This window comes from Sphingomonas sp. G5 (assembly GCF_052660795.1).
Window position 1 is genome coordinate 3,432,172 of sequence record NZ_CP109660.1, and the last position, 24,962, is coordinate 3,457,133.

At 69.2% G+C, this 24,962-nt stretch carries 25 protein-coding genes; 4 read left to right on the top strand and 21 right to left on the bottom strand.

Annotated features, from left to right (window positions below; all coding sequences use genetic code 11):
- Positions 1-10: 10 nt before the first annotated feature.
- Together NE358_RS16205 and NE358_RS16210 are read right to left on the bottom strand one after the other, a co-directional pair.
- The gene (locus tag NE358_RS16205; protein WP_103207749.1) at positions 11-1,993 is read right to left on the bottom strand and encodes a bifunctional copper resistance protein CopD/cytochrome c oxidase assembly protein; all 1,983 of its coding nucleotides are present in this window, start codon (positions 1,991-1,993) and stop codon (positions 11-13) included.
- A 77-nt stretch (positions 1,994-2,070) separates the two neighbouring features.
- Complete coding sequence (locus NE358_RS16210) at positions 2,071-2,358, bottom strand: HU family DNA-binding protein (RefSeq protein ID WP_013584778.1); 288 nt, start codon at positions 2,356-2,358, stop codon at positions 2,071-2,073.
- A 397-nt stretch (positions 2,359-2,755) separates the two neighbouring features.
- Between NE358_RS16210 and NE358_RS16215 the strand changes: the two genes are divergently transcribed.
- Positions 2,756-4,207: a helix-turn-helix transcriptional regulator gene (locus NE358_RS16215; protein WP_170210703.1), complete on the top strand. Its 1,452-nt coding sequence runs from the start codon at positions 2,756-2,758 to the stop codon at positions 4,205-4,207.
- Between the two features lie 81 nt (positions 4,208-4,288).
- Here the strand turns inward: NE358_RS16215 and rpsN are convergent, their stop codons facing one another.
- The 12 genes from rpsN to NE358_RS16275 form a co-directional block, all read right to left on the bottom strand.
- Complete coding sequence (gene rpsN, locus NE358_RS16220) at positions 4,289-4,594, bottom strand: 30S ribosomal protein S14 (RefSeq protein WP_022878196.1); 306 nt, start codon at positions 4,592-4,594, stop codon at positions 4,289-4,291.
- Positions 4,595-4,598: 4 nt separating this feature from the next.
- Complete coding sequence (rpmG, locus tag NE358_RS16225) at positions 4,599-4,769, bottom strand: 50S ribosomal protein L33 (RefSeq protein ID WP_013584775.1); 171 nt, start codon at positions 4,767-4,769, stop codon at positions 4,599-4,601.
- Positions 4,769-5,005: a 50S ribosomal protein L28 gene (rpmB, locus tag NE358_RS16230; RefSeq protein ID WP_055832508.1), complete on the bottom strand. Its 237-nt coding sequence runs from the start codon at positions 5,003-5,005 to the stop codon at positions 4,769-4,771. The genes rpmG and rpmB overlap by 1 nt, the downstream gene beginning before the upstream one ends.
- A gap of 139 nt (positions 5,006-5,144) precedes the next feature.
- On the bottom strand, positions 5,145-5,843 hold the full coding sequence (locus NE358_RS16235; protein WP_103207745.1) for a DNA-3-methyladenine glycosylase: 699 nt from the start codon (positions 5,841-5,843) through the stop codon (positions 5,145-5,147).
- Complete coding sequence (locus NE358_RS16240) at positions 5,843-7,267, bottom strand: hypothetical protein (protein WP_103207743.1); 1,425 nt, start codon at positions 7,265-7,267, stop codon at positions 5,843-5,845. Before NE358_RS16240 ends, NE358_RS16235 begins: the two co-directional genes overlap by 1 nt.
- Positions 7,257-8,114 carry a TIGR03943 family putative permease subunit gene (locus NE358_RS16245; RefSeq protein ID WP_289940162.1) on the bottom strand — a complete coding sequence of 286 codons (858 nt, stop codon included), beginning with the start codon at positions 8,112-8,114 and terminating at the stop codon, positions 7,257-7,259. Before NE358_RS16245 ends, NE358_RS16240 begins: the two co-directional genes overlap by 11 nt.
- Complete coding sequence (locus NE358_RS16250; protein WP_289940165.1) at positions 8,107-9,141, bottom strand: permease; 1,035 nt, start codon at positions 9,139-9,141, stop codon at positions 8,107-8,109. Before NE358_RS16250 ends, NE358_RS16245 begins: the two co-directional genes overlap by 8 nt.
- Positions 9,122-9,535: a Fur family transcriptional regulator gene (locus tag NE358_RS16255; protein WP_141378004.1), complete on the bottom strand. Its 414-nt coding sequence runs from the start codon at positions 9,533-9,535 to the stop codon at positions 9,122-9,124. Before NE358_RS16255 ends, NE358_RS16250 begins: the two co-directional genes overlap by 20 nt.
- A gap of 87 nt (positions 9,536-9,622) precedes the next feature.
- Entirely contained in the window at positions 9,623-10,483 is an 861-nt protein-coding gene (locus tag NE358_RS16260) for a metal ABC transporter permease (RefSeq protein WP_141378002.1), read from the bottom strand.
- Positions 10,480-11,295: a metal ABC transporter ATP-binding protein gene (locus NE358_RS16265; RefSeq protein WP_141378000.1), complete on the bottom strand. Its 816-nt coding sequence runs from the start codon at positions 11,293-11,295 to the stop codon at positions 10,480-10,482. The genes NE358_RS16260 and NE358_RS16265 overlap by 4 nt, the downstream gene beginning before the upstream one ends.
- Entirely contained in the window at positions 11,292-12,290 is a 999-nt protein-coding gene (locus tag NE358_RS16270) for a metal ABC transporter solute-binding protein, Zn/Mn family (RefSeq protein WP_267788645.1), read from the bottom strand. Before NE358_RS16270 ends, NE358_RS16265 begins: the two co-directional genes overlap by 4 nt.
- A 261-nt stretch (positions 12,291-12,551) precedes the next feature.
- The gene (locus NE358_RS16275; RefSeq protein ID WP_289940166.1) at positions 12,552-15,083 is read right to left on the bottom strand and encodes a putative Ig domain-containing protein; all 2,532 of its coding nucleotides are present in this window, start codon (positions 15,081-15,083) and stop codon (positions 12,552-12,554) included.
- Here NE358_RS16275 and NE358_RS16280 point away from each other — a divergent pair.
- Complete coding sequence (locus tag NE358_RS16280) at positions 15,076-15,357, top strand: hypothetical protein (RefSeq protein ID WP_289940167.1); 282 nt, start codon at positions 15,076-15,078, stop codon at positions 15,355-15,357. The two genes, NE358_RS16275 and NE358_RS16280, sit on opposite strands and share 8 nt — an antisense overlap.
- A 408-nt stretch (positions 15,358-15,765) precedes the next feature.
- Here the strand turns inward: NE358_RS16280 and NE358_RS16285 are convergent, their stop codons facing one another.
- Genes NE358_RS16285 through NE358_RS16295 form a run of 3 tightly spaced genes read right to left on the bottom strand, consistent with a single transcriptional unit; the run spans position 15,766 to position 18,343 of the window.
- The gene (locus tag NE358_RS16285) at positions 15,766-16,425 is read right to left on the bottom strand and encodes a methionine ABC transporter permease (RefSeq protein WP_103207710.1); all 660 of its coding nucleotides are present in this window, start codon (positions 16,423-16,425) and stop codon (positions 15,766-15,768) included.
- Entirely contained in the window at positions 16,422-17,447 is a 1,026-nt protein-coding gene (locus NE358_RS16290; protein ID WP_103207708.1) for a methionine ABC transporter ATP-binding protein, read from the bottom strand. The genes NE358_RS16285 and NE358_RS16290 overlap by 4 nt, the downstream gene beginning before the upstream one ends.
- Positions 17,444-18,343 carry a MetQ/NlpA family ABC transporter substrate-binding protein gene (locus NE358_RS16295; RefSeq protein ID WP_289940168.1) on the bottom strand — a complete coding sequence of 300 codons (900 nt, stop codon included), beginning with the start codon at positions 18,341-18,343 and terminating at the stop codon, positions 17,444-17,446. Before NE358_RS16295 ends, NE358_RS16290 begins: the two co-directional genes overlap by 4 nt.
- Before the next feature lie 193 nt (positions 18,344-18,536).
- Between NE358_RS16295 and NE358_RS16300 the strand changes: the two genes are divergently transcribed.
- Together NE358_RS16300 and NE358_RS16305 are read left to right on the top strand one after the other, a co-directional pair.
- Positions 18,537-19,946: an MFS transporter gene (locus NE358_RS16300; protein WP_499318082.1), complete on the top strand. Its 1,410-nt coding sequence runs from the start codon at positions 18,537-18,539 to the stop codon at positions 19,944-19,946.
- Between the two features lie 67 nt (positions 19,947-20,013).
- On the top strand, positions 20,014-20,190 hold the full coding sequence (locus tag NE358_RS16305; RefSeq protein ID WP_094734354.1) for a YegP family protein: 177 nt from the start codon (positions 20,014-20,016) through the stop codon (positions 20,188-20,190).
- A gap of 37 nt (positions 20,191-20,227) precedes the next feature.
- On the opposite strand, the gene NE358_RS16310 is transcribed toward NE358_RS16305, so the two are convergent.
- The 4 genes from NE358_RS16310 to NE358_RS16325 form a co-directional block, all read right to left on the bottom strand.
- Positions 20,228-21,556: a dihydrolipoamide acetyltransferase family protein gene (locus NE358_RS16310; protein ID WP_289940169.1), complete on the bottom strand. Its 1,329-nt coding sequence runs from the start codon at positions 21,554-21,556 to the stop codon at positions 20,228-20,230.
- Positions 21,557-21,669: 113 nt separating this feature from the next.
- Entirely contained in the window at positions 21,670-22,647 is a 978-nt protein-coding gene (locus NE358_RS16315; RefSeq protein WP_289940170.1) for an alpha-ketoacid dehydrogenase subunit beta, read from the bottom strand.
- Positions 22,644-23,774 (bottom strand): thiamine pyrophosphate-dependent enzyme, encoded by a 1,131-nt coding sequence (locus NE358_RS16320; RefSeq protein WP_289940171.1) that lies wholly within the window; start codon positions 23,772-23,774, stop codon positions 22,644-22,646. Before NE358_RS16320 ends, NE358_RS16315 begins: the two co-directional genes overlap by 4 nt.
- 98 nt (positions 23,775-23,872) lie before the next feature.
- Complete coding sequence (locus tag NE358_RS16325) at positions 23,873-24,949, bottom strand: histidinol-phosphate transaminase (protein WP_289940172.1); 1,077 nt, start codon at positions 24,947-24,949, stop codon at positions 23,873-23,875.
- Between the last annotated feature and the right edge of the window lie 13 nt (positions 24,950-24,962).

Here is a 24,962-nt window from a genome sequence, read left to right on the forward strand (position 1 = left end):
GGCGCGCGGACTAGGCGCCGCGCGACGCGACCCGCGCGTCGCGCTCGGCCAACCGCTGCAGCTCTTCGTTGTACGCGTCGAGCTCGAGGTCGCCGACGCGGTCGACGTGGCGGTCGCGTCGGCGCTGCTGACGCTCGTCGCTCCGACTCCACTGGATGGCCACCGCGATCGCGAGGACGAGGGTCGGGATCTCGCCGACCGACCAGGCCACGCCGCCTCCGACGTACTGGTCCTGCAGCGGGGTCGCGCCCCAGGTACGACCCATCGCGCCGAACCACTCCGCCACCATCAGGCCCGAGTTCATCATGATCGCGATGCCGAAGAAGGCGTGCATCGCCATGATCGCGATGAGCACCAGCAGACGCATCGGGTAGGGCAGGCGATACGGCACGGGGTCGATGCCGATCAGGCTCAGCACGAAGAGGTAGCCGGTCACCAGGAAGTGCGCGACCATCCAGATGTGCCCGACGTGGTCGTACAGCGACCAGCGGAACAGATCGGTGTAGTAGAACGCCCAGAGCGATCCGATGAACAGCCCCGCCGCCACGTAGGGGTTGGTGAGCACCTTCGCGACGGGGTTGTGCACCGCCCACAGGATCCACTCGCGGCCGCCGCGCGAGCCGTCGGTGCGCTTGCGGATCGCGCGTGCCGCGAGCGACACCGGCGCCCCGGCGACCAGCAGCAGCGGGATCGCCATCGACAGCAGCATGTGTCCGATCATGTGCATGCTGAACAGGTAATCCTGGTACACGTTGATCGGACCCGACGTGACCCAGAAGACCCCCAGCATGCCGAGGCACCAGAGCACCGTGCGGTAGACGGGCCAGGCGTCGCCGCGGCGCAGCAGGCGGTAGACCCCCGCCAGGTAGAAGAACACGCCGAAGGCCACGACGAGCGTCCAGAGCAGGTCGATGTCCCACGCGGTGAACCAGCGCTCGATGGTCAGGTCGGGAGGCAGCGGCGCGCCGGTCAGCACCTCGGCCGGGGTCTGCCCCACGAGCGGGGGCTGCACGGGCGGTGGCGTGCGCGCGAGAGCAGCGGCGACTCCGCTGGCGATGCCCATGAAGGCGAGCTCGAGCGTGACGACGCCCCAGAAGCGGCGCGATCCGGGCTCGTCGGCCATACGCGAGATGAGTCGCCGGCGGTACCAGGCGCCGAGCACGCCCATCGCGATCAGGGCGCCCACCTTGACCAGCACGAGGATGCCGTAGGCCGACCAGAGGTTCTGCAGACCCAGGAGGCCGATCGATGCGCGCACCGTCCCCGAGATCGCGACGACGATGAAGGCGACGAGGGCGATCGAGGAGTAGCGCAGGAGAGTCGTCTGCAGTTGTCCGCGCGACATCGCGGGGCGGACGATCACGAGCAGGATCAGCCCGCCGAGCCACACGGCCGCCGCCATGATGTGCAGCACGAGCGAGGTCACGGCCGCGTTGTGGCTGGCCTCTTCGCCCGCGTGCCCCTGCGTTCCCATCGGGATCAGCGAGGCGAGGGCGAGGATGGCGACGACGAGCGTGGGAATCCACGAACGGACAGCGAACGTCAGCACGGTCAGCACGGCGCCGGCGATCGTGGTGATCAACCACGCCTGCCCGATCGAGCTCTCGACGAGGAAGCGCCCGAGCTGCTGACCGAAGACCGCGTCGAGCGTCGGTTTGGCGTTCAGAACGTTCAGGAAGGTCAGATAGCCCGTGGTGGCCGCCGAGACGGTGAAGATGGCAGCGCCGATGGATGCCGTGTCGAGGGCGATCTCGAACGGTCGCTCCCCCGCGGGAAGGGCGAAGAGCGCCAGCACCAGCGAACCGACCATCGTGGCGGCGGCGAGGTTGACGACGACCGTGGCGATCGGCAGACCCCAGCGGACGACCGGGCCGGGGTCGGCGAGTTGCGTGGGAGCCGCTCCCCCGCCGTAGGCGAGTCCCACGGCGACGGCGATCAGCGAGACCACGACCAGGATGACGGGTCCCGCGACGCGGAGCAGGCGGGGATTCACCCCCTCAGCCTACGTCGCGCGGGAACGACAGAGGGGGGATGCCGTGTGGCAACCCCCCTCTGTGATTCGACGTCGTCTTACTTGACGGCGGCCTTCAGCTTGGAGCCCGCGGTCACCTTGACGCGCTTGCCGGCGGGGATCGAGATCTCCTCGCCCGTCTGGGGGTTGCGGCCCGTGCGAGCCGACGTCGCGACCTGCTCGAAGGCGATCCAGCCGGGGATCGAGACCTTGCTGCCCTTGGCGACCGCCTCGGAGACGGTGGAGAAGAGGGAGTCGAGCACGCCCGACACGGCGGACTGGCTCTGCCCGGTCGCGCTGGCGATGCTCGCGACGAGCTCGGTCTTGGTGATGGACTTGTCAGCCATGTGGTTGTCCTCCAGGCGACGTCTAAGTCGCCTCTCGTTACGCGGACGAGGGGAAAATCCTCCTCGGTGGTCGGGAGACCGCCTCGACAGTATCAACCGAACCGCGGAATTACGCGGATTCTGACGGATTTTCCCCCTTTCGCGCCGGCGTGTCGCGGCGTCGACGGGGCGGAGGGGGCGACCGGGGCAGCTGCGCGGCGCCCTCGTACGTCGGCGGCCCTGCACCTCGCCCGAAAACGGGGAGCGCGCGACCGAGGCCCGCTCCCCGCGCGCGAGCCGCGGTACCCCGAGAGTCGACCGGCGCTCGGGGGTACCCGATCAGGCAATTTACGAAACGGTATGAAATACCATAGAACGGATCAAAACTGCCATGAGGTGCTCGCGAAACGGAGGTGCGATGTCGGGAACCCCATCCTCCATCGACGTGCGCGCGACCCTCCACGCCGCGGTCGTCACGACGGCGATCCGGCTGGCACCGGGCCACGGCATCCCGATCACCCGTCATCTCGCATTGCTGGCCGAGGCCGAGACCCCGGCCCCACCCGCGATGTGGACCGACGCCTCCGCACAGACGGTGGGGGCGCTGCTGGCGGCGCGAGCGCGGCGCGACGCTCTCGTCGACGGCGTAGGCGTGGTGCGTCTGTACTTCGACGAAGTGCGCCTCAAACGCCCCGCCGCCCTCTCTTCCCGCGGCCGGGCTCTGCTGCTGGCCAGCGCGGGCGAGTACTGCGCGGCGATCGGCTCGGCGCAGCACGCCGCCCGGTTCGGCGCCGAGGCGCTCCTCTTCGCCGACACACCCGCTCTGCGGTATCGGGCACTGACGGTCATCGCGCTGGGGCACGCGATCAACGGCGAGTACACCGCGGCCGAAGAAGCCTCGTCCGGCGCGCAGGAGATCTTCGCGGCCGAAGGATGGCCCGTGGAAGAGGCCGCCTACCTGCTCTTCCTCGCCGACATCCTGACCTCGTCGGCACGCTGCGACGTCGAACGCCTCGCCGCCGTCCCCTCGGCGATGGCACTCACCCAACGCGACGACCCGTATTGGACGTACACGGCGCGAGCCGCCGGAGTGATGGTCAAGCTCCTCCGGCACAAGTTCGCCGACGGGCGGGCCGAGGCCCGCGAACTGCTCCACGGGGGTCTGCGAAGCGCGAGCCACCGTATGGTGCGCCACTTCCTGCTGTGTATCCTGTCCGACCTCTACGTCGCGCAGGGCGATGACGCACAGGCTCTCGCGGTCCTCGCGCCCTACGACAACCCCGAGGGTCACGGTATCTGCTTCTCGATGCAGCGAGCCACGGCCCTGCTGCGTCTCGGACGGGAGCGCGAGCTGCTGCTCGAGACCGACGCCTGCGTGGCATCCGAGACCGAACACTGCCTGCGCACCTTCACACCGGTTTTGCTGCGCCGCGCCCTCGCCCAGCAGCGGCTCGGCAACTCCCGCCGCGCTCACCAGAGCATGGAGTCGGCCCTGCTGATCATGCAGCGCACGGGGACCTGGGCGACTCCGTTCCTCATGCTCCCGCACGACGAGACACGGCAACTGATGGAGGGCGTCGTCGCTCACAACCCGGAGTTGCGGCACCTGATGGCCTCTCTCGAGGGGGTCCTCGCCCGCGTGGCGGCGCCCGACAACGAGAGCGCCCCGGCGTACGCCACCCCGTGCCTCACACCGACGGAGCGCGCCCTGGCATTCCTGCTCGAAAGCCCCCTCAGCCTGGCCGAGATCGCACGAGAACGCGGGGTCTCGCTCAACACGGTGAAGAGCCAGGTGCGGTCGATCTACCTCAAGCTCGGCGTCAGCGGTCGCACCGAGGCCATCGAGCAGCTGAACTCCGTCGACGCCTGAAGGGCGCGCGGCGCTCACCGGAAACGCCGAAGGGCGAGGGCTCCTCTCGGAACCCCCGCCCTTCGAACGGGTGTCTGGTGCTTACCAGGACGACTTGGTCACACCGGGCAGCTCGCCACGGTGGGCCATGTCACGGAAGCGGACGCGCGAGACGCCGAACTTCGTGAGGACACCACGGGGGCGGCCGTCGATGACGTCGCGGCTGCGCACGCGCGCGGGCGACGCGTTGCGGGGCAGCTTCTGCAGGCCCACGCGGGCGGCCTCGCGGGCCTCGTCGGTCGCGTTGGGGTCGACCAGGGTCTTCTTCAGCTCGGCGCGCTTCGCGGCGTAGCGCTCGACGACGACCTTGCGCTGCTCGTTGCGCGCGATCTTGCTCTTCTTAGCCATGTGCTTAGCGCTCCTCTCGGAAGTCGACGTGCTTGCGGACCACGGGGTCGTACTTCTTGAGCACGATGCGGTCGGGGTTGTTGCGGCGGTTCTTGCGCGTCACGTAGGTGTAGCCCGTGCCGGCGGTCGAACGCAGCTTGATGATCGGACGAACGTCCTGAGCCTTCTTCGCCATTACAGCTTCACGCCCTTCGCCTGCAGGTCACGGACGACGGACTCGATGCCGCGAGCGTCGATGACCTTGATGCCCTTCGCCGAAACGTTGAGCTTGATGTTGCGACCCAGCGACGGAACGAAGTAGGTCTTCTTCTGCACGTTCGGGTCGAAGCGGCGCTTCGTCCGGCGGTGCGAGTGCGAGATGTTGTGACCGAAGCCGGGAACCGCTCCAGTCACCTGGCACACTGCTGCCATGGTGATGTCTCCTTCTGTACCGTGACACCGGACGGTGCCACCCAAGATCCCTTGTCTGCACCCCGTCCGAGCGCGGCCGATGGCCACGTTCGAGAGTGAGGGATGCGAACTGCGTGCTGGAGTGCGCGCAGACAAGGGGTCAGTCTAGCACGGGCGGCGTGTCGCCTTGACGGGCAGTCGCCTCCGCCGCACCGCGCCCCCATCGGAACGTCGAGACGGTGGCATCCCCCTCGATCCAGAAGCGCCAGGGGAAGGCGTCGGTGCCCGCGATGCCCGCGACGCCCACACGCGGCCCGGTCGCCACGACCGGTGGCGGCGCCCCGGGCAGGAGCAACCGCGCTCGCGCGCCCGCGCGCATCTCGCCGGTGACCGCGTCGATGCCGTCGTGGATCGGATGCCGAAGGCCCACCGCGTCTCCGAAGCGCCCGGGACCGCGGGCGAGATCGCGCGCCGCCCGTACGGCGCCGCGACGTTCCAGACGACGGCGTTCGGCGATGTCCGCCCCCTCGACGATCTCGCCGCCGCGCAGCAGCACTCCCCCGGCGACGCCGTCGGGTCCGCACACGACGTTGACGCACGAATGGATGCCGTGACTCAGGTACACATACAGGTGACCGGGCTCGCCCCACATGGTGGCGTTTCGCGCGGTCGGTCCCATGCGGGCGTGCGAGCCCGGATCGGGCTGATCTCCGGTGCCGCGGCCGTGGTACGCCTCGACCTCGGTCAGACGCGCGACCACCCTCTCTCCGCCGACCTCGGTCTCGAGCAGGGCCCCGAGCAACCGCGGTGCGACCTCGACCGGCAGGTCGGCGAGGTCGGCACGGGTGGCGGGACGCATCACTGCGGGGGCACCTGGCACCACGACAGATCGAAGCCCTGCAGCGCCACGACCTCCTGACCGGTGTCGACCTCGACGAGGTGCGTGAGCAGGCGTTGCGGCAGCGGCAGCTGGTACCTGTCGAAGGGGTTGTCGACGGCGCGGGGAGCGACGAGCACGGCGGCGTAGCGCCCGCTCGGGGACACGCAGGTCTGCAGCACGGTGTCGGAGCCCGGGACGCTCAGCAGTTGCCGCACGGTGCCGTCGGTGCCGACGTGCGAGACGATCGTCGAGCGCGAGACACCGTCGGTACTGATGTCGGCGAACGAACGGATCGTGCCCGCTCCCGCCCCGGGCAGAGGGGTTGCCCGGCCCGCCATCCCCGGGGGATCGACCGGTTCGACGAGCCCCTGCTCCGACCCGTCGGTGAGGTTGATCTCGCGGATGCCCTCGAGGCGCTCCACGATCGCGATCGACGATCCGCGCGCGATGCCGTCGATCGAGACGGCACTTCCCAGGGGAGCGGCGTTGCCGCCCTGCGCGTCGGTGAGCAGGAGTCGCGAGTCGAAGGTCAGCACCAGCATGCTGTCGGTGTCGGGCACGAAGCGGTAGTCGGCGATGCGCACGTCGCCGCCGTTCAGGCCCACCTCGACGGGCGGCGAGTCGTCGGCGGCCGACGCCGTGAACAGGCGGCTCTCGCGCCCCCCGGCGGCGCCCAGGTCGGCATCCGAGAAGGTGAACCCGATGCGCTCACCGCGGTCGGCCGACTGCAGGTTGGTGACGTAACCGGGCCCGGGCAGGGGGATGTCGCGCGGGTTCTTGCCGTCGGGGTCGGTCACGATGACCCGCGGGGTGTCGCCGTCGCGCACCGAGATGACGAGATGGTTGGCGGTGGCGCGGAAGTCCTCGATGTGCGGGTGCACGAAGACGGGCAGGCCCGCCTGTCCCTGCAGATCGGTGCGGAAGATGGTGTCGCCCTCGGGGGTGCCGCGCTGCATCAGATACGCCTGCAGAGCCGGGGTGCGGAACGTCTCGGTGAGCGTCGAGGCCGGGCCCGCGCCGAGTCCGTTCACCCCGTTCACGGTGATGGTGTAGTCGGTGTCGTCGCGCAGCGGAAGCGTGAAACGCACGCCCACACTGCGACCCGAGGTGTCGACCGTGAACGGGGTCGCCGGGTCGACCTGCACCTGCGACGGGTCGACCTTCTCGAGCGACTGGGTCGTGGTGAGGATCACGCGGGAGCCGGATGCCGCGACGGCGGCCGCCGGGTCGACCTGCACGTCCGTGACGCGGGGGCCCTGCGCCACCGCCACCACTCCACCGAGGCCGCCGACGACGACGAGACCGACGAGGACCGTGGCGAAAGCGATCGCGAAGCCGCGCCCGCGCCGACGACGGGCGCGCGAACGACGGGAGTCGCCGCCGCGACGGGTATCAGTACTCATACGGGTCCGAAGGCTCGGCGATCGCGGCGACCTGGTCGGCGTGCACCGTGAGCTTGCCGTCTCCGCTCGAGCGGACCGTGCCCGTGACGGTCACCCACTGACCGGTCGAGGGAGCATCGGCGGTGGCCGCGATCGGCAAGCGGGCCGTCTGCGCATCGATCACGCAGTGCGTGATGACGAGCCGGGTGAGATCGAAGCTCGAGCCGTCGTTCGCCGGGGTGATGAACCCGGTGAGAGTCACGGGCTTGCCGTCGAAGGTCTCGGGATTGGTGGCGTGCGCGAAGACCGCCGACCAGTCGCCGATGCCGAACTTCGACGTGTCTCCCGAGGCGGCGAGGGTCACGACGTCGGATCCGGCGAACAGCGGTGGGGCTCCCACGTCGCGCGACACCGCGAGTTCGGTCGACAGCGAGGCGGCGGGGGTGAGCAGCACGGCGATCACCGCACCCGACGCGAGCACGCCGCCGGTGAACGCCGCGATCCCGCCGGGGGTCAGGCGCGGGCGGGCCGCGAGGTGCTCGTGGGCTGCGTGATCGTGCGCGTCGAGCGGGTCGGTGTGCGCGTGGTCGGCGTGCGCGAACGCCTCGCGCCGGGCCGAGGCGGCGGCGGGGGCATGGCCGTGCTCGTGATCGTGTCCGTGGTCGGCCTCGGCGCCGAGCGGCAGGGCGAACGAGGCGATCGCGCCGACCAGCGCGATGAAGGCCATGCCGACGGCGAACCACGCCGAATCGGGGTTGATGTACAGCGCCATCCGCCCGGTCGCCCAGAGCGCGATCGTCGTGATCGACAGGCACGCGGTCAGGCCCACCCCGAGCCAGCGCGTGGCGAGAGCACCCGTTCTAGACAAGAAGGTTCACCACCGTTCCGAGAGTGAAGGCGAAGAGCACGACGACCACCGTCATGCCCACGAGGACCCGTGACGAGAAGGTCGTGCGCAGCAGGGCCATCATCTTGAGGTCGATGATCGGTCCCACCACGAGGAACGCCACGATCGAGCCGGGCGTGAACGTCGAGGCGAACGACAGGGCGAAGAACGCGTCGACGTTCGAGCACAGCGACACCACGATCGCGAGGGCCATCATCGCGGCGATCGACAGCGCCGGGTCGGACCCGATGGCCAGCAGGGCGCTGCGCGGGATGAGAACCTGCACGGCGCCGGCCAGCAGGGAGCCGATGATGAGGGCGGGCATGACCGAACGCAGCTCGACGACGAACTGGGCGAGGGTGCGCCGACCACGGTCGCCGCGCTCCTGCACCACGATCTCGCACGTCTCGAGGAAGCGTTCGGTGAGCAGCTTGTCGGGATCGGGATGCCGGCTGTACAGCCAGCCGATCAGGTTGGCGACCAGGTAGCCGCCGATCAGGCGCGCCACCAGGATGCCGTCGCTGAAGCCGAAGGCCGCGTGGGTACTGATGATGACGATCGGGTTCACGATCGGGGCCGCCACCAGGAAGGTCAGCGTGTCGCTCACCCCGAAACCGCGCATGAGCAGACCGCGGGCGAAGGGCACGTTGCCGCACTCGCAGACCGGGATGAACATGCCCAGCAGCGACAGCACCGCCCGGCGCGCCCACGGCGCGCGCGGCATCCATCTCTCGATCGCTCCCGGGGGAACCCACACCTGCACGATGATCGACAGCACCACGCCGAGGACCACGAACGGCAGCGACTCGATGAGCACGCTCAGGGCGAGCGTCAGCCCGTCTTGCGCGCGCGTGGGCAGCGACTGTGCGAAGAACGTGGGGGCGAAGGCGTCGACCAGGAACAGCGCCGTGACCACGACGACACCCAGGCCGAGCGCGACGAGGGTGCGGGAGGCGCCCGAGCGTTGCGGCGTGGGAGCCGTGGTGCGACTACTCGTCGCCACGCTCACGAGCCCGGGCGCGGGCGCAATCGGCGCAGATGCCGAAGATGTCGACGACGTGCTCGGCCTCGCTGAACCCGTGTTGGGCGGCGGTGCGCTGTGCCCACTCCTCGACGTCGGTCGCGGCGATCTCGACGGCCTTGCCGCACGAGCGACAGATCAGGTGATGATGATGCCCGCGCGTCTCGCAGGCGCGGAAGAGGTTCTCCCCGTCGGGGCTCTGCAGCGAGTCGGCGTCGCCGCGGGCGGCGAGACCCGCGAGCGTGCGGTAGACCGTCGCCAGCCCGATACCGGTGTTCTCGTCGCGCAAGGTCGCGTGCAGCGACTGGGCGCTGACGAAGCCGGGAGCTCCGGACAGAGCCTCCCGCACGCGTTCGCGCTGCCACGTATTGCGCTGGACCATGGCCGCGAGTCTAGCGAGGGGATCGGTGAATCGGCTGGGCGTGCTCGAAGTCGGCGGGGGGAACCCTTCCCGCCCCGGCCGGACGGCTCAGAGGGCGCGGGTCGTCCGGTCGCGTCGCGCACCCACCAGACGACACGCGAGGTAGATCGCGAACGAGATGGTCGTGATGTACGGACTCACCGGCAGCGTCCCGGCTACGGCCAGGAGCACCCCGCCCACGGCCGAGACGAAACCGAACAGCGCCGCGAGCAGCGGCACCGACAGCGGACCGGATGCCACCCGCATCGCCGCCGCGGCCGGAGTCACCAGCAGCGCCATGACGAGCAGGGCACCGATGATGTGCACGGCGACCGCCACGATGAGTCCCAGCAGCAGCATGAACGCGAGCGACACCGCCGTGGTCGGCACGCCGCGGGCCGCGGCCGACTGCGGGTCGAGCGAGTCGAAGCGCAACGGGCGCCAGATGAGCAGCAGGGCGACCAACACCGCGACGCCGATCACGACGAGCCACCCCAGCTGCTCGCTCTGCACCGACACGATCTGGCCGGTGAGCAGGCTGAAGCGGGTGGCACTGCGTCCGTTGTAGAGCGACAGGCACAGGATGCCGACCCCGAGACCGAACGGCATGAGCACGCCGATGATCGAGTTGCGATCGCGCGCGCGGGCGCCCAGCACTCCGATGAGAGCCGCCGCGATGAGCGAGCCCACGATCGATCCCGAGACCACATCGACACCGACGAGCAGGGCGACGGCGGCGCCGGCGAACGACAGCTCGCTGATGCCGTGCACGGCGAAGGCCATGTCGCGTTGCATGACGAAGACGCCGATGAGTCCGCCGACGAGGCCGAGCACGGCTCCCGCGTACACGGAGTTCTGCACGAGCTCGAGGATCGCGCCGTACTGGCTCACCCCGCCGAACAGGGCGTTGCCGACGTCGGACCAGTTCATGCGTCGTCCTCGTCGTGGTGATGGTGGTGGGCTTCGTCGGCATCCGGCGCCCCGACGACGATCAGTTGACCGCCCGCGCGCACGACGTAGACGGGGGCGCCGTAGAGGGCCGAGAGCGTCTCGGTCGTGAGCACCTCGTCGGGTGTGCCGAGGGTGAAGCGGCCGTTGGCGATGTAGAGGATGCGGTCCACGCGCGAGAGCACCGGGTTGATGTCATGCGTGACCAGCAGGACGGCCGCGTCCCGCTCGCGGCGGTGACGGTCGATGAGTCGGACGACGGCCTGCTGGTTGGCCAGGTCGAGACTCGTGAGCGGCTCGTCGCAGAGCAGTAGGGCGGGGTCGTCCGCGAGAGCCTGGCCCACGCGCAGGCGCTGCTGCTCTCCGCCCGAGAGCAGACCCACCGGCCGGTCACCGAAGGCGGTGGCCCCCACCGCCTCGAGCAACTCGTCGATGCGCGCGCGGTCCTTCTTTCGCGACAGCGGCAGGCCGAGCCGGTGCCCGTCCACCCCGAGACCGATGATGTCGCGGCCGCGCAGGGGCGTCTCGCGCGGGAGCGGACGCTGCTGCGGGATGTAGCCGATGCGGCGGTTGCCGGCGCGGCGCACGGGGGCTCCGAGCGCCTCGATCGAGCCGGAGCTCAACCGCTCGAGCCCCAGAATCGCGCGCAGCAGCGTCGTCTTGCCCGAGCCGCTCGGGCCGAGCACGGCGACGAGCTCGCCGGGCTCGACCTCGAGGTCGAGCCCGGCCCACAGCTCACGGCCACCCCTCTCGAGGGCGGCGCCGCGGACGCGCAGCGGTGCGGCCGCGCTCACGCCGCCAGCGCGTCGGACAGCGCCGTGATGTTGCTCTGCATCCACGAGATGTAAGTCTGACCCTCGGGGAGCGTTTCCGTGAACTCGATCACGGGGATGTTCTTGGCCTTCGCCTCGTTCTGCACCTGCGTCACCTCGGCGCCGCCGGTCTGCGGGTTGACGATCATGACGCCGATCTGGCCCGAGTCCAGCAGCTGCAGCGACTCGAGCAGGGTCGCCGGCGGGACGTCCTGGCCCTCTTCGACCGATTCGCTGAACTCGTTGGGCGTCGCGTTGTCGAGGCCCGCCGCCGTGGTCAGGTACACGGGCACCGGCTCGGTCACGAAGATCTTCTTGCCGGCATCCTTCGCCTTGATCGCGTCGAGGGAGTCCTCGAGGCCGGCGATCTGCTGGGTGAAGGCCTCGGCGTTCGCGTTGAAGTCGGCCACATGCTCGGGGGCGAGCGTTCCGAGCTGCTCGGCGATGGCCTCGGTGAGGTCCTCGACCGTGTGCGGGTCGTACCAGACGTGCTCGTTGAAGCCCTCGATGTGGGCGTGGCCGTCTTCGTCCGAGTGGCCATGGTCGTCGGCACTCTCGCTGGGCGCCGGGCTCGCGTCGTCGGAGTGCTCTTTCGAGCCAGGGTAGTCGTGGTTGTACTCGACCGCGGTGAGCACCGGGGCCGTGGTGCCGCTGGCCTGGATGAGCGACTCCATGAAGGCGTCGTAGCCGGCGCCGTTCTCGATCACGAGGCCGGCGTTCTTGAGCGTCAGTTGGTCCTGCGCGCTCGCCTCGTACTCGTGCGGGTCCTGGCTGGGCGAGGTGATGATCGAGGCGACGTCGACGTAGTCTCCGCCGACCGCCTGAGCGATGGAGCCGTAGACGTCAGTGGATGCCACGACCTTGATCTTTGCGGACGAGTCCGACGACGCGGGGGAGGCGGTGCCTCCGGCGCAACCGGCGAGCGCGAGAACGGAGACGGTCCCGAGAAGGACGGGGGCGAGGAAGCGACGGTTCATACGGAAACCGTATCGCCGTTGATAATCGTTCTCAAAATCAGAGCGTAGCGCATACGAGGTTCTCAGCCTCGCGTCGCGTCGGGGATCGCATCGCGTGATTCTGGGAGCGGCCGCCGCAGACGCCGTCTCCCGCTACCCGTCAGTTCACATAGGTCGGTCGCTCCTCCGCCTCTGGACGCTGACGAGCTCGACATCAACGATGGAGGAGGGGCCAGCCCGCGGGCTGGCCCCTCCTGTCGGGGCCGGTTGCCACAGGGGCTTTTACGGCGTGGGGTCGTTGTTCTTGCGGCGACGTCGGCGGGTGAAAAGGACCACGATGCCCGCGGCGACGAGGATCACCGCGAGGGCGAAGGCGACCGATACTCCCGCCATGCCGGTGACCGCCAGTGCGGCAGCCGGCGAGACCGCGGAGCTGTCTGCTACCGCCGAGGGCGTGGGCGACGGAGAGGTGGCAGGAGCCGGCCTCACGACGAACGTGATCGGATCCGAGGTCACGGTCCCCACAGCGTTCGCCGCAACGATTCGGAACGTGCTCGAGCCCGCGGTCGTGGGCGTGCCGGACAATTCACCCGTCTTCGCGTTCAAGGTGAACCCCGCAGGAAGAGCGTCACCGGTCATCAGGCTGAACGTCGGAGCAGGAGTGCCCGTGGCAGTGAAGGTGTACGAGTACGCCGTCCCCACCGTCGCTGTCGGCGCCGCATCCGCGGTGAACACCGGCGACGCCTGCACGGTGAACGTGATCGGATCCGACGTGTCGGAACCCGCGGCGTTGGTTGCGACCACCCGGAACGTGCTCGTCCCTGCAGTGGTGGGTGTGCCCGAAAGCTCACCGGTCGTCGCGTTCAACGTCAAACCGGCCGGGAGAGCGTCCCCCGTCGCCAGGCTGAAGGTCGGTGCAGGGACACCGGACGCGGCGAACGTGTACGAATACGCCGACCCTTCGACCGCCGCAGGAGGAGTCGCCGCCGTGAACGCCGGGTCATCCTGCACGGTGAATGTGATCAGGTCCGACGTCACCTTGCCTGCAGCGTTCGTCGCGACAAGTTGGAACGTGCTCGTGCCCGCCGTCGTGGGGATACCCGCGAGCTCGCCGGTCGCGGGATGCAACGTGAGGCCCGCGGGGAGAGAATCTCCCGCCTCCAGGCTGTATGTCAGCTCGGGGTAACCCGATGCGCCGAAGAAGTACGAATACTCCGCGCCCGCCACCGCCGCCGGCGGCGTGGCGTCGATGAAGGTCGGCGCCTCTTGGACGATGAATGTGATCGGATCCGATGTCACCTCCCCGGCGGAATTCTCCGCGGTCACCCGGAACGTGGTCGTTCCGGCCGCAGCGGGTGTACCCGAGAGCTCGCCCGTGGTGGCGTCCAACGTCAGTCCAACGGGGAGAGTGTCACCCGCCTCGACGCGGTAGGTCGGTGTCGGGGTGCCGGACGCCGTGAAACTGTACGAGTACGCCTTCCGCACCGCCGCTACGGGCGGCTCAGCCGCGGTGAAGACCGGCGCCTCTTGAACGACAAGCGTGATCGGACCCGATGTCACCTCACCGGCAGAGTTCTCTGCGACCACCCGGAACGTGGTCGATCCGGCCGCAGCGGGTGTACCCGAGAGCTCACCCGTCGTGGCATCCAACGACAACCCGGCAGGGAGAGTGTCACCCGTCGCCACCGAGAACGACGGAGCAGGGAAACCCGACGCAGTGAACGTGTACGAGTACGCCGAGTTCACCTCCGCTGCGGGCGGTGCCGCCGCTGTGAACACCGGCTTTTCACGGACGGTGAAAGAGATCGGATCCGACGTGACCTCACCCACGGAGTTCTTCGCAACGACTCGAAACGTGCTGGTCCTGGCAGTGGTGGGAGTACCCGAGAGTTCACCAGTGGTGGCATCGAGGGTCAGCCCGGCGGGGAGAATGTCATCCGCCGCCACCGCGAAGGTCGGGGCGGGAGTCCCCGACGCGGTGAACGTGTACGAGTACGCCGATCCTGCCGTTGCTGCGGGCGGCGCGGCCGCCGTGAACGCTGGTGCGGCGGTCAACGAAACCCGCGACACCGCATTGTCCGAGTAATCCGCGGTGTAGAAAGCGGACCCGTCCGGGGACACCGCGACGGACTGGGGGTAGCGGCCGACGCCGATGCTGGTCACGGTGGGGGTCGCGCTGGTCGGGTTCGTGATTTGCGTCGACGTGTTGAGGAAGGGATTAGCGGTGTAGACCGTCGTTCCGTCGGGTGAGACCGCCAACGACGTCGCCTGGACGCCGATAGGGATGCTGCTCACGGTCGGGGTCACGGCAGTCAGGTTTGTCATCCGATGCAACGTCGCGGGACTGACGGCGTACAGAGTCGCCCCATCAGGGGATACCGCCACGGCGTCGACGCTCGAGCCGATCGGAATGTGAGCCACCGTCGGGTTCGCCGAAGTCAGGTTTGTTATTCGCGACACCGCGTTATCGCGGCCGTCGGCCGTATAGACAGTGGCTCCGTCGGGGGAAACCACCAGAGACATCACACCTCTACCCACTGCAATGCTGGTGACCGTGGGAGTCGCCGCAGTCAGATTCGTAATGCGCGACACAGTGCTGGTGCGCACGTTGGCGGTGTAGACGGTAGACCCATCGGGGGACACAGCCACCGAATAAGGACTCTCGCCGAGCGCGATGCTCGTCACGGTAGGCGTCGCCGCCGTCAGATTGGTGATCCGTGACACCGTGTTCGCATCGGGATTAGCCGTAAAAACCACATCCCCGCCCGGAGAGACCGCCACCGAGCGGGGCCCCACACCGAGGGGGATGCTCACGACACTCGGAGTCGCCGCCGTCAGGTTCGTAATCCGCGACACCGTCTGGTCATCGAAGTTGGCGGTGTATGCCGCAGCCCCATCTGTGGACACCGCCACCGACAACGGCCCTTTGCCGACCGGGACGCTGGTTACCTGCGCTGCGCTCGCCGTCGTCGGAACAGTCAACACCAGCACCCCCACGAGCACCCCGGCCGCCAACGACCGCCCCCACCTCAATTTCACAGACATCCCGTTCGACCTCTCATCTGAACCCATCGACTGCGGTGACTGAACACGAGTGCACCCACCCCTCACCGCTCCAGCGGAGGCTTCGGGAAACCGCGGAATGGCGTGAGGGTCATCAAACGGTACCAAACGGTGTTGAACGGATTGAAATGGTGTATCGACGTCGGCAAGCCACACGATGGCAGTCGACTTCCTCCCATCGCGCCGTTGCGACGGGAACGTCGTAGCCCCCGACGCGGCTCCCCCACCGCGCCGCACGAGACGATGGGTCTCACAGCGGAGGGCGGGAGAGCCACCGACCGTGACCTCGACCGCCGGACGACGAATACGCGCGCCGAGTCCCGGCATCCCGTGTCGTGTGTCCGCCACGCGCCGCCTCGCCGTGCGGCGACGCGGCGCGTGGTGGGCAATCGACGGGATGCCGCGGCGCGAGCGCCGCGCGAGCCGATCCGCGTCAGCGACGCAGGATGCGATGCGCGAGCGCGTTGCCGATGAGCTGCCCTGCCTGCACGATGACGACGATGATCGCCACCGTCACCCACGTCGCCTGCTGGTTGAACTGCTGGTAGCCGTAGATGATCGCGAAGTTTCCGAGGCCGCCGCCGCCGATGTATCCGGCCATGGCCGACATGTCGACGACCGCGATGAACATGAACGTGTAGCCGAGGATCAGCGGGGCCAGCGCCTCGGGGATGACGACGCCGAACAGCACGCCGATGCGGCGTGCGCCCACGGCCCGAGCGGCCTCGACGGTGCCCGGGTCGACGGCCACGAGGTTCTGTTCGACGACGCGGGCGATCACGACCGTGGCCATGATCGTGATCGGCACGATCGCGGCATCCGTGCCCAGGGTCGTCCCCGTCACCGCGCGCGTGACCGGAGCCACGGCGGTGAGGAAGATGATGAAGGGAATCGGGCGGATGAGGTTGATCACGAGGTTTGCGACGGCGAAGACCACGCGATTCTCGAACAGGTTGCCCGGCCGCGTGGCGTACAGCAGCGCGCCGATGACCAGGCCCGCGACGCCCGAGATGAGCAGCGAGACGGCGACCATGTAGACGGTCTCGCCGATCGACTGGATCAGCACCGGGGTGAGGGTGTCCCACTTGTTCACGAGCGCACCCCCTGCGCGGGGAGGACGACGTCGGTGTGGGCGCGCAGCTCAGTCACGACGGCGTCGAGATCATCCCCGTGCACGCGGTACGTCAGCGTGCCGAGCTGGCGCCCGAGCACGTCGGTCACCCCGCCGTAGACGACGGAATGTCGCACACCGTGGCGATGGAACACGTTCGAGACGTCTTCGCTCGAGAACTCGTTCACCTCGACGCTCACCAGCTCTCCCCCGCCCGCGGCGAGCGCCGCCAGCGCCTCACCCGAGGGCACGCCCTGCGTCACCGCCGCGACGAAGCGCTTGGTGAGCTCGGCGCGCGGGTGAGCGAACACGCGGTAGGTGTCGCCGCTGTCGACGACGCGGCCGCCGTCCATCACGATCACCTGGTCGCACAGCTCGTGCACGATCGAGATCTGGTGCGTGATGACGACGATCGTGATGCCCAGGCGCCGGTTGATCTCGCGCAGCAGGTCGAGCACCTCGGCCGTGGTCTGCGGGTCGAGGGCACTGGTGGCTTCGTCGGCGAGCAGGATGCGAGGGTCCGTGGCGATCGCACGGGCGATGCCGACGCGCTGCTTCTGCCCGCCCGACAGGCGCCGCGGGTACTGCTTCGCCTTATCGCCGATCCCGACGAAGTCGAGCAGCTCGGCGACGCGCTTGTCGCGGTCGGCCTTCTTCCATCCCGCCACCTTGAGCGGGTACGCGACGTTGGCCGCCACTGTCCGCGAGGTGAAGAGATTGAACTGCTGGAAGATCATGCCCACGCGGCGTCGGAGGTCGCGCAGCCTCGCCTCGGTGGCATCCCCCACATTCACTCCGAGCACCTCGACGGTGCCGGACGTGGGCTGCTCGAGACCGTTGAGCAGCCGCACGAGGGTCGACTTGCCGGCACCGGAGTAACCGATCACCCCGACGATCGACCCCTCCTCCACCGTGAGCGACACGTCGTCGACGGCGGTGGTGGAGGTGCGGCGATCGGTGCGGAAGCTCTTGGTGACGCCCCGCAGCTCGATGACCGCGGTCATCCCTTCTGAGCCTTGAGGGCGTCTTCGAGGCTCGTCAGCTCGTCCTGCAGCTGCGCGCCGGTCCACTCGGTCTTGAACTGCAGGTTGCCCTGGTTCAGCTCGGTGACCGCGGCCTCGACCTCGGTGGAGTGGTACGCGGCGACGACCTTGGCCCAGCGCGGGTCGTCCTTCTTGTCGTCGCGCGTGACGAAGGCGTTGATGTACGGGGCGAGCTGCGGGTTGTTCAGGTCTTCCTTGAAGATGATGAGCTCGTCGCCGAGCCCGCCCTTCTGCGCCTGCGTGTTGTTGACGATCGCCGCCTGGGCGCTGCCGTCCTTGAGCGCGGTGACGGTCTGGTTGGTGTCGACGGGCAGCAGCTCGACCTTGGTCGTGACGATGTCGGCCGGCGTCGAGAAGGCGTTGCCGCCGTCCTTGAGCGTGAGCAGACCCGCCGTCTGCAGGTTGAGCAGGCCGCGGGCGAGGTTCGTCGGGTTGTTGGGGATCGCGACCTTCGCCCCCTCGGGCAGGTCTTTCACGTCGGTGTACTTCTCGGAGTACAGCGCGAGCGGGTACACGGCGGTCGCGCCGACCGGCACGAGCGGGCCGTTGTTCTCGACGTTGAACTGCGACAGGTAGATGAGGTGCTGGAAGAGGTTGCCGTCGAGCTCGCCGTCCTGCACGCCCTGGTTGAGCTGAACGCCGTCGTTGATGGTGCGCACCTCGAGGTCGATGCCCTCGTCGGCGAGCTTCTGCTTCAGCACGCTCCAGTGCGTCTCGTTGCCGTCGTCGGCTCCGAGCACGAGGCGGGACTCGTCACCGCCCTGGGCACCGCCGGCGCAGCCGGTGAGCGTCAGCATCAGGGCAGTGGCGGAAGCACTGAGGATCGTGGCCAGGCGTGCGGTGCGTCGAGAGGTCATGAGACCACGTCAGCACGCGGCATCCGGGATCGGAATTCGAGGCGTTACGGCCGGTAACGGGCTGTCACGCGGAGTAATGGATTGGGTGGATGCCGAGGCATCGGCGATGATCGCGCGCCTCATCGACCCGCGGGCTCACAGCGGAGGCGTAGCCTCGACAGTGATGTCACGGGATGAGAACGCGCGTAAAAGATTGTCCCGGAACAGCCCGCAGGGTCTGGTCGTCGCGATCCTGGCCCTCGCGGGCCTGTGCTCGTCGTTCATGTTCACCCTCGTGGTGCCCATCCAGTCGCAGTTGCCGCAGCTGCTGAACGCCTCGCGCGACGACACCGCCTGGGTCGTGACCTCGACGTTGCTGGCCGCGGCCGTCATCACCCCGATCGCCGGCCGCCTGGGCGATATGTACGGAAAGCGCCGCATCGTGCTGGTGCTGCTGGTCGTGATGATGCTCGGTTCGGTGGTCGCCGCACTGTCGACCGGGATCATCGGCATGATCGTCGGTCGCGCCCTGCAGGGGGCGGTCGTCGGCGTGGTGCCGTTGGGCATCTCGATCATGCGCGACGTTCTGCACGAGAACCGCGTCGACAGCGCGATCGCCCTCATGAGCGCGACGCTCGGCGTCGGTGGCGCCCTGGGTCTGCCGATCAGTGCCGTCGTGGCCGAGAACACCGACTGGCACTGGTTGTTCTGGATCGCCGGTGCCCTCGGCGCGCTCGTCTTCGTCCTGATCCTCTGGATCGTCCCCGTCAGCGTGCTCCGCACCGCGGGGCGCTTCGACTACCTCGGCGCCGTCGGCCTCGCGATCGGCCTGATCGGCGTGCTGCTGGCCGTCTCGCGCGGCAACTCGTGGGGCTGGACGTCGCCGCTGACGCTGAGCCTCGCCATCGGCGGTGTCGCCGTGCTGCTGCTGTGGGGCTGGTACGAGTTGCGCGTCGAGAACCCGTTGCTCGACCTTCGGGTCGCGGCCCGCCGCCCCGTGCTGCTCACCAATCTGGCATCCGTCGCGATGGGCTTCGCCCTGTTCACCTCGAACGTCGCCTACCCGCAGATGCTCGAGCTGCCGGTGGCGACCGGCGTCGGCCTCGGCCTGTCGCTGCTCGCCGCGAGCCTCGTCGTCATGCCGTCGGGCCTCGTGATGATGGTGCTCTCGCCGATCTCGGGCACCCTCGCCCGCACGATCGGGCCCCGGGTGCTGCTGGTCGCGGGGTCGATCTCGCTGATCCTCGCCTACGGCTTCAGCCTGATGTTCTCGACCGAGGTGTGGCACTTCGTCGTGGCGAACATCCTCATCGGCTTCGGGATCGGCTTTGGCTACGCTGCCATGCCCATGCTCATCATGCGGGCGGTGCCGCCGAGCGAGACCGGCGCCTCGAACGGCCTGAATGCCCTCGCGCGATCGCTCGGGACGAGCACGGCCGCGGCGATCGTCGGCGTCGTGCTCGCGACCCTGTCGACCGGCAGCGGCGACACCCGCGTGCCGACCTCGCAGGCGTTCCAGGTGTCGTTCCTGATGGGCATCGGGGCGGCCGCGATCGCCCTGGTGCTGGCGCTGCTGATTCCCACGCGATCCACGCCGATCGAGAAGCGGCCTTCCCTGCCCTGAGCCCTCCGCCCTCTTGTCAGGGAATGCACGCGGGACGATGATGGTCCCGTAGAGCAAAGGAGCTGACATGGCGGGCAAATTCGAGCTGTACAAATCCCCCAACGGCCAATTCCGCTTTCGCCTGAAAGCCGGGAATGGCGAGATCATCGCCGTTTCCGAGGCCTACACGACCAAAGCTGCGGCGACGAACGGCATTCAATCCGTGAAGAACAATGCGGATTCGCCGGTCGTCGATCTGACCTGACGGGGCGTCGCCGGCGGGCCGACAGGACGGTCCCCGCTCAGTCCAGCAGCAGCGCCGGCTCCTCGAGCACGGATGCCACGTCCGCGATGAACCGCGAGATCCCGTCGCCGTCGACCACGCGGTGATCGAACGAGCCCGACACCGTGGTCACCCAGCGGGGGCGCACCTCGCCGTCGACGACCCACGGCTTCTGGCGGATCGCGCCGAGCGCGATGATGCCCGCCTCACCGGGGTTGATGATCGGGGTCCCGGCATCCACTCCGAAGACACCGATGTTCGTGATCGTGAACGTGCCACCGGTCTGGTCGGCGGGGCTCGTCTTGCCCTCGCGCGCGGTGAGGGTGAGGGTCTCGAGCGCCTTGGCCAGCTCGCGGGTGTTCATCGACTGCGCGTCCTTGATGTTCGGCACGAGTAGTCCGCGGGGGGTCGCCGCGGCGATGCCGAGGTTTACGTAGTGGCGCACCGAGATCTGCGCGCCGTCCTCGGTGTCGACCCACGCGGCGTTGATCATCGGCGTGCGGCGCAGGGCCCAGATCACGGCGCGCGCCATGATCAGCAGCGGCGAGATCTTCACGTCGGCGAAGTCGGGCGAGGCCTTGAGGCGCTTGACGAGCTCCATCGTGCGCGAGGCGTCGACGTCGACCCAGACCGACACGTGCGGCGCCGAGTACGCGCTCGAGGTCATCGCGTTGGCGGTCGCTTTGCGCACGCCGCGGACGGGGATCGACTCCTCGCGGGCGTCGGAGGCGGGGGCGGATGCCGTGGGCGCGGGCGCCGCGGGAGCGGCCACCGGGATCGTCTCCTCGCGCACCGCGCCCCAAGCGGGCGTCTCGATGTTGCGGAAGACGCTCGCCTGCTCGGCGTGCTTCACCACGTCGTCGCGGGTCACCTCACCCGCGGGACCGCTCGGCGTCACGGCCGAGAGATCGACGCCCAGGTCGCGCGCGAGCTTGCGGATCGGGGGCTTCGCGACCACGCCGACAGAGGCCTTCACGGGGCGCTCGGCGGGCTTGCGACGCCGCGACGACACCGCCCCACCCGTGCCGTAACCGACGAGCACCGCTCCGCCGGGGTCGCTGGACTCGGGGACACTGACCGGGGCCGCGGGCGCTGCGGCGGCGGCATCCGTCGATCCGATCGTGATGATCGGGGCGCCGACCTCGACGGTGGAACCCTCGGATGCCAGCAGCTCGCCGACCGTACCGGAGTAGGGCGAGGGCAGCTCGACGAGCGACTTGGCCGTCTCGATCTCGACGATCACGTCGTTGACGGCGACCGTGTCACCGGGCGCGACGCGCCATTGCACGATCTCGGCCTCGGTGAGGCCTTCTCCGACGTCGGGGAGAACGAAGGTCTGCTCGGTCACGGTGTGTCCTTTGCTCGCGAGACGGCAATCGGCTGACGAAACGACGGCACCTTGTCGCGGTTTCGTCGGCGAGTTGCAGTCTCGCGGTTCATGGCGGGGAGAGGAAGAGCGGGTCAGTACGCCAGAGACCGGTCGACGGCCTCGAGGATGCGGTCGGCGTCGGGCAAATACGTGCCCTCGAGCTTCGCGGGCGGGAACGGCACGTCGAAGCCCGACACGCGCAGCACCGGGGCCTCGAGCGCGAAGAACGCCTTCTCCATCACGGTCGCGGCGATCTCGGAGCCGAGCGAGGTGAAGCCCGGGGCCTCTTGCGCGTAGACCATGCGGCCGGTGCGACGCACCGAGTCGAGCAGCGGGCCGTAGTCGACGGGCGACAGGGAGCGCAGGTCGATGACCTCGCAGCTCGTGCCCTCGCTCTCGGCCAGTGCGGCCGCCTGCAGCAGGGTCGTGACCATCGCGCCGTGACCGACGAGCGTCACGTCGGTGCCGCGGCGCACGATGCGGCTCGCGTGCAGCGGCAGAGCGGGCGCATCGAGGTCGACCTCGCCCTTCTGCCAGTACTTCGCCTTCGGCTCGAGGAACACGACCGGGTCGGGCGAGTCGATCGCCTGCTGGATCATCCAGTACGCGTCGTTCGCGTTCGAGGGGCTGACCACGCGCAGACCCGCCGTGTGCGTGAAGTACGCCTCGGGGCTCTCCTGGTGGTGCTCGACGGCGCCGATGTGCCCGCCGTAGGGGATGCGGATGACGACGGGCATGCGCACCGCACCCTCGTGGCGGTTCGTGATCTTCGCCAGCTGCGAGGTGATCTGGTCGAAGGCGGGGAAGACGAATCCGTCGAACTGGATCTCGAGGACGGGCGTGAACCCGCCCATCGCGAGACCGATCGCGGTGCCGACGATGCCTGACTCGGCCAGCGGCGAGTCGATGACGCGACGCGGACCGAAGTCCTTCTGCAGGCCCTCGGTCACGCGGAAGACGCCGCCGAGCGGGCCGATGTCCTCGCCCATGAGCAGGACGCGGTCGTCCGTCTCGAGCGCGCGACGGAGGCCCGCGTTGAGCGCGCGGCTGATCGGAAGGTTCTCGGTCACTTCGCGCCCCCGTCCATCGACGCCTCGTAGTCGTCGAGCCAGCGCTGCTCCTCCTGGATGAGCGCGTGCGCCTCGGAGTAGACGCTCTCGAACATGTGCGCGCGCGGGATCGAACCGAGCTCGTTCGTGCGCACGCGCACGTCGTCGGCGAGGGCGGCACCCTCGGCATCCGCGTCGTCGAAGAACTGCTGCGAGGCGCCGCGCCCCTCGAGGAACGCGCGCATGCGGGCGATCGGGTCGCGCCCGGCCCACGACTTCTCTTCGTCGGAGGTGCGGTACTTCGTGGGGTCGTCGCTCGTGGTGTGCGCGCCCATGCGGTACGTCATCGCCTCGATCGCGCGGGGGCCACCGCCGGCTCGCGCCTCGTCGAGGGCGACCTTCGACACGGCGTAGCTGGCGAGCACGTCGTTTCCGTCGACCTGGAGGCTCGGGATGCCGTACCCCTCACCGCGCTTGTACAGCGGCGAGCGCGACTGCGTCGCGACGGGGACCGAGATGGCCCACTGGTTGTTCTGCAGAAAGAAGACCTCGGGGGTCTGGAAGCTCGCGGCGAAGACCATCGCCTCGTGCACGTCGCCCTGGCTGGAGGCGCCGTCGCCGTAGTAGACGATGACGGCCTCGTCGCGCTCGGGGTCGCCCGTGCCGCTCTTTCCGTCGAACACCAGGCCCATCGCAAGACCCGTGGCGTGCAGCGTCTGCGCGCCGAGCACGAGCGTGTAGATGTGCGTGTTGCCGTTCTTGGGGTCGGTCGGGTCCCACCCGCCGTGCGTGAGTCCGCGCATGAGCCGGATGATGTCGAGCGGGTCGACGCCGCGGATGCGCGTGACCACGTGCTCGCGGTACGAGGGGAAGATGTGGTCCTGCGCGCGGGCCGCGCGGGCCGAGCCGACCTGGGCCGCCTCCTGCCCGAAAGACGGCGGCCACAGGGCGAGCTGCCCCTGGCGCTGCAGGTTGGTGGCCTGCACGTCGAACGCGCGGATCGAGACCATGTCGCGGTAGAAGGTCTCGAGTTCGGCGTCGGTCAGGGCGTCGATGAGCGGCAGGTAGCGCTCGGCGGCGGGCGTGGGGGCCAGCGTGCCGTCGGCTGCCAGAACGCGCACGAGAGCGGGGTCGTCGAGCGGGGTCATGAACCCACGCTAACGCGCGACCCATGCGCGAGACCGCATGAGGTGCACAACGGATGCCGTGATTCGGCGTTCGTTGTCGACAAAGGCGCCGCCGCGGATCAGTGCGCGGCGGTGGCCGCGGCGACCTCGACCACGCGGTCGAGCGACTCCTCTTCGCCGATCGAGATGCGGATGCCGTCGCCCGGGAACGGACGCACGATGAGCCCGGCCTCTTCGAAAGCGGTGGCGACCTCGACCGTGCGATCGCCGGCGGCGAGCCACACGAAGTTGCCCTGGGCGTCGGGGACGTCCCACCCGGCCTCGCGAAGGCGGCCGACGAGGCGGTCGCGTCGCTCGGCGATGACCTTCACGCGGTGCAGCAGCTCGCTCTCGGCATCGAGGCTCGCGATCGCCGCGGCCTCTCCGGCCGCCGTGACCGACAGCGGGATGGCGGTGCTGCGCGAGGCATCGAGCACCCCGGTGTGGCCGATCGCGTAGCCGATACGCAGACCCGCGAGCCCGTACGCCTTCGAGAAGGTGCGCAGGACGACGACGTTCGGGCGACCGAGCACCGCGCGCACCCGACTGCCCTCGACCGACGCGGGGTCGGTCACGAATTCGGCGTAGGCCTCGTCGAGGACGATGAGCACGTCGCGCGGCACGGCGTCGACGAACGCGGCGAACTCGTCGTAACCGACGGTCGGCCCCGTGGGGTTGTTGGGGCTGCACACGATCACCAGGCGCGTGCGCTCGGTGACGGCGGCGGCCATCGCGGGGAGGTCGTGACGCGAGTCGGCGGTCAACGGCACCTGCACGCTCTTCGCCCCCGCGACCGCGACGAGCGAGGGGTAGGCCTCGAACGAGCGCCAGGCGTAGACGACCTCGTCGCCGGGGCCCGAGGTCGCCAGCAGGAGCTGCGCCAGCACCGAGACGCTGCCGGCGCCGACGTGCACCTCGTCGGGCGAGACGCCGTACCGCGCCGCCAGGCGTTCGCGCAGGCGGGCGGCCGTGGCATCCGGGTATCTGTTGAAGGCTCCCGCGGCGACGACCGCATCGAGGACACCGGGAAGCGGCTCGAAGGGGTTCTCGTTGCTCGAGAGCTTGAAGGCGTCGGGGCTGGCCTGTCGTCCCTGCCGGTACGCGGGCAGCGCGGCGATCTCGGGGCGGATACGGGGCAGGACCGGCTCTTCACTCACCCCGCGAGCCTAA

What these genes read in the sequence shown, in the direction of transcription:
- NE358_RS16295 (WP_289940168.1), bottom strand. Translation starts at nt 18,343, where the DNA reads ATGACCTCTCGACGCACCGCACGCCTGGCCACGATCCTCAGTGCTTCC.
- rpmG (WP_013584775.1), bottom strand. Translation starts at nt 4,769, where the DNA reads ATGGCGAAGAAGGCTCAGGACGTTCGTCCGATCATCAAGCTGCGTTCG.
- NE358_RS16240 (WP_103207743.1), bottom strand. Translation starts at nt 7,267, where the DNA reads ATGAGTACTGATACCCGTCGCGGCGGCGACTCCCGTCGTTCGCGCGCC.
- NE358_RS16305 (WP_094734354.1), top strand. Translation starts at nt 20,014, where the DNA reads ATGGCGGGCAAATTCGAGCTGTACAAATCCCCCAACGGCCAATTCCGC.
- NE358_RS16280 (WP_289940167.1), top strand. Translation starts at nt 15,076, where the DNA reads ATGCTCACGACACTCGGAGTCGCCGCCGTCAGGTTCGTAATCCGCGAC.
- rpsN (WP_022878196.1), bottom strand. Translation starts at nt 4,594, where the DNA reads ATGGCTAAGAAGAGCAAGATCGCGCGCAACGAGCAGCGCAAGGTCGTC.
- rpmB (WP_055832508.1), bottom strand. Translation starts at nt 5,005, where the DNA reads ATGGCAGCAGTGTGCCAGGTGACTGGAGCGGTTCCCGGCTTCGGTCAC.
- NE358_RS16235 (WP_103207745.1), bottom strand. Translation starts at nt 5,843, where the DNA reads ATGCGTCCCGCCACCCGTGCCGACCTCGCCGACCTGCCGGTCGAGGTC.
- NE358_RS16270 (WP_267788645.1), bottom strand. Translation starts at nt 12,290, where the DNA reads ATGAACCGTCGCTTCCTCGCCCCCGTCCTTCTCGGGACCGTCTCCGTT.
- NE358_RS16290 (WP_103207708.1), bottom strand. Translation starts at nt 17,447, where the DNA reads ATGACCGCGGTCATCGAGCTGCGGGGCGTCACCAAGAGCTTCCGCACC.
- NE358_RS16210 (WP_013584778.1), bottom strand. Translation starts at nt 2,358, where the DNA reads ATGGCTGACAAGTCCATCACCAAGACCGAGCTCGTCGCGAGCATCGCC.
- NE358_RS16260 (WP_141378002.1), bottom strand. Translation starts at nt 10,483, where the DNA reads ATGAACTGGTCCGACGTCGGCAACGCCCTGTTCGGCGGGGTGAGCCAG.
- NE358_RS16255 (WP_141378004.1), bottom strand. Translation starts at nt 9,535, where the DNA reads ATGGTCCAGCGCAATACGTGGCAGCGCGAACGCGTGCGGGAGGCTCTG.
- NE358_RS16320 (WP_289940171.1), bottom strand. Translation starts at nt 23,774, where the DNA reads ATGACCCCGCTCGACGACCCCGCTCTCGTGCGCGTTCTGGCAGCCGAC.
- NE358_RS16215 (WP_170210703.1), top strand. Translation starts at nt 2,756, where the DNA reads ATGTCGGGAACCCCATCCTCCATCGACGTGCGCGCGACCCTCCACGCC.